The organism is Micrococcus sp. LASM2_SD2 (assembly GCF_057364565.1).
On record NZ_JBNFOB010000134.1, the window covers coordinates 1 to 6,374 of the forward strand.

The 6,374-nt window shown below is 72.4% G+C and carries 5 protein-coding genes and 1 pseudogene; all 6 read right to left on the bottom strand.

Features of this window, described 5'->3' with window-relative positions; genetic code table 11:
- Window positions 1–544: 544 nt before the first annotated feature.
- Window positions 545–1,468, bottom strand: a complete 924-nt coding sequence (locus AC2W7A_RS08060; protein ID WP_485990904.1) for a MetQ/NlpA family ABC transporter substrate-binding protein — start codon at window positions 1,466–1,468, stop codon at window positions 545–547.
- A 5-nt stretch (window positions 1,469–1,473) separates the two neighbouring features.
- Complete coding sequence (locus AC2W7A_RS08065) at window positions 1,474–2,148, bottom strand: methionine ABC transporter permease (protein WP_485990905.1); 675 nt, start codon at window positions 2,146–2,148, stop codon at window positions 1,474–1,476.
- Window positions 2,141–2,950 carry a methionine ABC transporter ATP-binding protein gene (locus AC2W7A_RS08070; protein ID WP_485990906.1) on the bottom strand — a complete coding sequence of 270 codons (810 nt, stop codon included), beginning with the start codon at window positions 2,948–2,950 and terminating at the stop codon, window positions 2,141–2,143. Before AC2W7A_RS08070 ends, AC2W7A_RS08065 begins: the two co-directional genes overlap by 8 nt.
- On the bottom strand, window positions 2,947–3,582 hold the full coding sequence (locus AC2W7A_RS08075; protein WP_485990907.1) for an LLM class flavin-dependent oxidoreductase: 636 nt from the start codon (window positions 3,580–3,582) through the stop codon (window positions 2,947–2,949). Before AC2W7A_RS08075 ends, AC2W7A_RS08070 begins: the two co-directional genes overlap by 4 nt.
- Before the next feature lie 65 nt (window positions 3,583–3,647).
- Window positions 3,648–4,394, bottom strand: a pseudogene (locus AC2W7A_RS08080) (LLM class flavin-dependent oxidoreductase); the annotation flags it as partial.
- Window positions 4,391–5,851: an acyl-CoA dehydrogenase family protein gene (locus AC2W7A_RS08085; protein WP_485990908.1), complete on the bottom strand. Its 1,461-nt coding sequence runs from the start codon at window positions 5,849–5,851 to the stop codon at window positions 4,391–4,393. The pseudogene AC2W7A_RS08080 and the gene AC2W7A_RS08085, both read right to left, overlap by 4 nt.
- Window positions 5,852–6,374 lie beyond the last annotated feature (523 nt).

Consider the following 6,374-nt stretch of genomic DNA (forward strand, 5'->3'; position numbering starts at 1 on the left):
CGCCGCCCGTTCGGCGAGCGCGGAGCGCCCCAGTCGCCGGCGGCCAGGCGCTTCATCCAGCGGGTGCGGGTCTTGGCGGGCTGGTCGTCCACGGCGGCCACGAACACCAGATGGGAGCGCCACAGGTGCGCCGTGTTCACGTCCTGCGCGGCCAGGTCCATGAGCAGGCGGAGCACCGCGTCATGGCCGGCGCCCTCTCCCCCGGCGTCCTCCGGGACGGAGACCAGTCCCAGCCCGGCCTCCCGCAGCTGCTGCTGCGCCGCGAACGGCAGGTGCCGCCCCGGCCTCGCGCGCCCCGCTCGCCGCGGCCACGGCGGCGAAGGCGGCGGAGAAGCGGTCGGCGAGGTCGGTGTACGCGGTGCTCATGGCTCCATGCTGGCACGACGACGGCCGGGTGGGCGGAGTGCCCCGGCACGGGTCCGGCGTATGGTCACCGCGGTGACGGAGGCCTCGTTCCGATCGGGAGCCTGCGGCGCACGCTCCCGATCGGAACGAGGGGTCGGGGACGGGGACGGGTGGCGGGTCATGCTCCGAGGCGCCCCCCTCATACCTCCGCGTAGTCGCGCATCGCGTCCGCATCCCAGGGGCGGGGCAGGATCCCGCCCTGGTAGCCGGCGAACCACTCCTCGACCTCCGGCGACTGGTACGCCTCGCGGAGCACTCTGGCCGCCTCCGTCCCGGCGAACTCCGGCCGGGCGCCCACGAGGATCCGGAAGGGCCGTTCGGCCCCTCCGTCCTCGAACACGAGGGCGTCCTCCTTCGTCAGGCCCAGGACCGCGGCGTTCCGCAGGGACAGGAAGCCCAGGTCCACGTCCGGGTGGGTGTTCAGCAGCGCCTGCTGGTCGAGCTCCACCAGGTCCAGCCCGCGCGGATTCGATGCGATCGAGGACTGGGAGACCTCGATGATGCTCTGGTGGTCGTCCTTGAGGGTGATCAGGCCGGCGTCCCGCAGCAGGACGATGGCCCTCCCGTTGTTCGACGGGTCCACCGGAAGCGCGACCGTGGCCCCCTCCGGGATGTCCTCCAGCCTGGAGTGGCGTGCGGAGTACAGCCCGCCCGGCAGCGAGTACACGTAGAACAGCGGCTGCACCTGCGTGCCGTAGTCCTTGTTGAACTGCTTCAGGTAGGCCACGTGCTGGAAGAAGTTGAGGTCGAAGGAGCCCTCGTCCACGGCCTGGTTGGGCTGGATGATGTCCGTGACGTACGTGGGCTTCAGCTCCCAGCCGCGCCGGGCGAGCAGGCCCCGGGCGATCTCCGTCGGCTCCTGGTACGGCTCAGACTCCGTGACGATGATCCGCAGCGTGCGGTCGTCCGGGTCCCGGACCGGCACGGTGTCCGCCGTGCCGGCCACGAGGTCCACGGCGCCGCAGCCGCTCAGCAGGCCGGTGGCCCCGGCCCCGAGGGCGGAGAGGACTCCGGCGCGCACCACGGCACGCCGGGTGGGGAGGTGTGTCTGCAGTCCGGTCATGCCGCTCAGCTCCTCTTGTCCAGCGACCGCGCCCACCGGGCGCCGCCGGTCTGCACCACGGCCACGAGGGCGATCATCAGCAGGATCGCGACCACCATCAGGGCCGGTTCGTAGCGGTAGTAGCCGTAGCGGATCGCGAAGTCCCCGATGCCGCCGCCTCCCACCAGTCCTGCCATCGCCGAGTACGAGATGAAGGAGACCGTCATGATCGTGGCCGAGCCGACGATCGCCGGACGGGCGTCCACCAGGAGGACGTCGCGGATGATCTGGCTGCGCGTGGCGCCCATGGCGCGTGCGGCCTCGACCACCCCCTGGTCCAGCTGCCCCAGGTTCTGCTCCACGAACCGCGCGAAGTACGGGATCGCGTTGATGGTCAGGGGGACGATGACCGCCGCCGTGCCGATCGTGGTGCCGACCACGAAGCGGGTGAACGGAATGATGGCGATCAGCAGGATGAGGAACGGGAAGGACCGGACCACGTTGACGACCGCGTCGACGATCCGATGCGCACGGGGCGTGTAGCGCAGCCCGCGGGGTCCGTGGGTGTGGAGCCAGATCCCCAGGGGCGTGCCCAGCAGCACCGCCAGCGGTATGGCGATGAGGAGCATGACGATCGTCTGGCGCAGGGCGGTCCAGAGTTCGGGCGCCACCTCCACGAGGCGTGCGAGGGTCTCAGCCATGACGGGCCTCCTGCAGGGTCTCGGATGCCGCGCGGGCGGTCTGCCCGCGGTCGAGGACGATCTCGTCCGCGACGAGGTGGGAGCCGATCGAGGTGGTGGGGACGAAGGTGCCGGCCTCGAGCTCGGCGAGCGCGAAGCGCTCCACAATGCGCCCGGCCTCCATCACCACCACGTGGTCGGCGAGGGCCCGGACGACGTTCATCTCATGGGTCACGATCACGGTGGTGATCCCGAGCTCCCGGTTGATGTCGGCGAGGTACTGCAGGACGGAGGCGGTCGTCCTGGGGTCGACCGCCGAGGTCGGCTCGTCGCACAGGAGCACCCCGGGGCGGGTGGCCAGGGCACGCGCGATCGCGACCCGCTGCTTCTGCCCGCCGGACAGGCTCGCCGGGTAGGCCCGGGCCTTGTCCACCAGGTCGACGATCTCGAGCGACTCGAGGGCCCTGCGGCGCCGCTGTTGCGCCGGCACCCCGGAGAACTTCAGCGACAGCTCGACGTTCTGTGCCGCGGTGAGGTTGTTCACGAGGTTGAAGTTCTGGAAGACCATGCCGATCCCGTGACGGGCGCGGCGCAGCTCCTCCGTGGAGAGGGAGGTCAGGTCCACGCCGTCGACCAGCACCTGGCCTGAGGTGGGGCGCTCGAGGAGGTTGATGTTGCGCAGCAGGGTGGACTTCCCGGCTCCGGAGAACCCGATGATGCCCTGGATGCTGCCGGCGGGGATCTCGAGGCTGGCGTCCTCGACGGCGGTGAACGTGCCGCCGGGAACGGCGAACTCGGTGGTGACGTGTCGCAGGCTGATCATCGTGCCTCCTCGCGGGGAGTGGGGACGGCGGAGGGGGTCGGCTCGGGCCTGAAGCCCGCGCCGCGGTGGGTGCTCGGCAGGGTCGGGCCGGCGCCTGTGAGGTTCTCGCGCAGGGTCCGGCCCGGTTCGGGCTCGATCAGGAGGCCGCGACGGCGCAGCTCCGGGCTGACGAGGGCGGAGAAGCGTTCGAGGTCGGCGGGGCGGACCGCGGCGCAGATGTTGAACCCGTCCACGCCGGTCTCGGACTGCCAGCGCTGTAGCTCATCGGCCACCGTCTGTGGCGAGCCGACGATCACGGGGCCGCGGCCGCCGATGCTGACAAACTCGGCCACCTCGCGCACGGTCCATGCGCGGTCCGGGGACTGGGTGGTGAAGGCGGCGAGCGCGGTGCGGGAGGTCTCGTTCTCCACGTGCTCCAGCGGCTGGTCCGGGTCCAGGCCGGCCAGGTCCACACCGGTCCACCCGCCGAAGAGCGCCAGGGCCCCCTCGACGTCCACGTACTGCGTGTAGTCGGCGAACCGTGCCTGGGCCTCTTCGTCCGTCTCGGCCACCACCACGGTGACCATGGCGAACACCCGGATGGCGTCCACGGGACGGCGGGCCGTCTCCAGCTCGGCCCGCGTCTGCTCCACGAACCGCGCACGTGCGCCGTGGTGGGGCCGATGTAGAAGACCGCCTCGGCATGGTCCCGGGCGAACCGGCGGCCGCGCGGGGAGCCGCCGGCCTGGAAGAGGAACGGGGTGCCCTGCGGGCCCGGATGGGCGAGCGGGACGCCGGGCAGGCGGATGTGTTCCCCGTCCGCCCCCACGGGGTGGACCTTCGCCGGGTCGGAGAAGACTCCCGCGGTGGCGTCGGCGAGGACGGCGCCGGGCTCCACGGCACCCTCGAACTGGCGGTACATCGCGTCGAGGTACTCGTCGGCGCGGTCGTAGCGCTCGTCATGCGGCAGCTGGCACTCCAGCCCCAGGTTCCGGGCGGCGGAGTCCTGGTAGCTGGTCACGATGTTCCAGCCGATGCGCCCCCGGGTGAAGTGGTCCAGGGAGGCGAGCGTGCGGGCCAGCAGGTAGGGCTGCTCGTAGGTGACGGAGGCGGTGATGCCGAAGCCGACCCGATCGGTCACCGCGGCCATCGCGGAGACCGCGCTGAAGGGGTCGAGCAGCGGCCACTGCACGCCGCCGCGGACGGTGGCGTCCACTCCCCCGCCGTACACGTCGTAGAGGCCGAGGATGTCCGCGAGGAACAGGGCGGAGAAACCGCCCTCCTCCACCGTGCGGGCCAGGTCCGTCCAGTACGAGAGCCGGTCGAACTCGGCGATGCGGGAATCGGGGTGGCGCCACAGCCCCGGGGACTGGTGCACGGGCGTCATCATGTCGAATGCGCAGAGCTGGAATCCGGTTCCCTCCCGGTCGGCGGCCTGCGTGCTGCGGGTCGTCGCGGTACTCATCGGGCACCTCCGTCCGCGTCGATGCGGTCGTCGGCGTCCGCGCTGTCCTCGGTGCCGTCGGCGCCTGCGCCGCCCCCGGCCCCGTCCTGCGTCGTGCCCGGCGCCTGCGGGGCGTCGCCGATCGCGTTCAGGCCCTCGGGCAGGGTGCCGTTGACGAACCAGTCGCCCACGGACCGGGCGCGGAACGGGATCGGATTGTGGGTGGCCACCGTCTGCGCGTTGCGCCAGAACCGGTCCAGCGCCTTGCCCGCCCTGGTGTTGGAGGCGCCGCCGGCGTGGAACAGCTCCGAGGTCGCGCGGATGGCGGCCTCCGGGACGGTCACCTGGGCCTGCTCGACGGCCAGCTCGGCCGCATAGATCTCCAGGGCCAGGTCCTGCTCCGTGACGTCGTCGTCCTCTCCCCTGTTCACCCGCCCGCGCTCGGCTCGGACCCGGTCCGCGGCCTTGATCGCGGCGTCCAGGGCGTCGGCGGCGTGGAGCACCGTGGCGGTCACGGCGAAGGCCGTGGAGGCGATCCTGCCGACCGCCTCCTGGATCAGCGGGTCGTCCCGGAAGAGCGCACCCGAGCCGGTGTTGAAGGTGCGGGTGCGGCGGCGGACCAGCTCGGCGGCGGTGTCCCGTGCGCCGGTGGCGATGCCCGCCAGCACGGCGAGCAGGAACAGCTGGAAGTAGGCGGCCTCGATCACGGCCTCGGCCGTGCCGGTCTGCCGCTCGAACACGTCGGCCCGGTCCACGGGGACCCGGGTGAACACGGCGGTGCCGGTGGCGGTGAGCCGCTGGCCGAAGCCGTCCCAGTCGTCGTAGAGCTCCACGCCCTCGTGGTCCACGGGCACCACGGCGAAGCAGCGTCCGGAGGTGGGGCGGCCGTCGTCGTCCGTCACGGCGGCGGAGACGCGGGTGTGGGTGGAGAACAGGGAGGCGGTGGCGTAGCCCTTGCGCCCGGTGAGGACGGCGTCGCCGTCCGGCAGCCGTTCGAGCGTGGTGTTCAGGGTGCCCAGGGCGTTGCCCGAGGTCTCCGTGGACGCGTTGCCCACGGTGGCGCCCTCCAGGACCAGCCGGTACCAACGGTCCTGCTGCGGTGCGGCCTTGTGGCGCAGGGACTCGAGGAAGCCGTAGTGCGAGCGGTACTGATGGGCCACGTTCGAGTCCGCGGCGGCCAGGTCCACCAGCAGCGCTGCCAGGGTCCGCACGCTCACCTCGGGACCCCCGTGCGAGCGCGGCACCCGGAGGGTGGCGAAGCCGGCCGCGTTGAGCTCACGGATCTCCTCATAGGGGAGGGTGCGCTGCACGTCCCGGTCGGCGGCACCGGCGGCGATGCGCTCGAAGATCGGTGCGAACCGCCGGCGCAGCGCCGTGAGGTCGGCCGTGTCCGGGACGTCCGGACGGACCTGGAGAGGCGGACGGGTGGGGACCGCGTTCACGGTCGGGTCGTGAGGGGCGGCAGTGCGCAGAGACATGCTCGTGCTCCTTTCCATCGGTCCCGGCGGTAGCACCGTCCCGCCCCCTGGGGCACAGGGGTCGCGGAGGTTGCTGCGGCGTCGTCGATCCGGGTCTCTCGGCCGCTCTGGATGGGTCGGACCCAGCAGAACACGGCACCGGCGGACCACGGAAGCAGCCCCTCGCCACGGCGTCACGGCGAGCCCCGCCGGGCACCCGGAACGCCCCGGCTCCACGCATGTGACCCGAGACGACCCACCCCCTCCCGCCAGCCGAACGCAGATCCTGCACCGCGCCGGAACAGCCCCTACAGTGGCTCGCGCACACCATCCAGAGCGGCACCAGAGACCTGGCTCCTCGACGCCGCAGCAACCCGGCTCCGCCGCCCGTGGAGCGCGGGTGCTCCCGCCAGGACCGATGGAAGGAGAACCCCGCATGCCCGCCTCCGCCACTGACGCACAGACACCCGCGCTGGACGCCGCCGGCGCTGAGCAGCTGCCCGCGCCACCGCCGACGTCGTCCGCGGCCCGAAACGACGGCGTC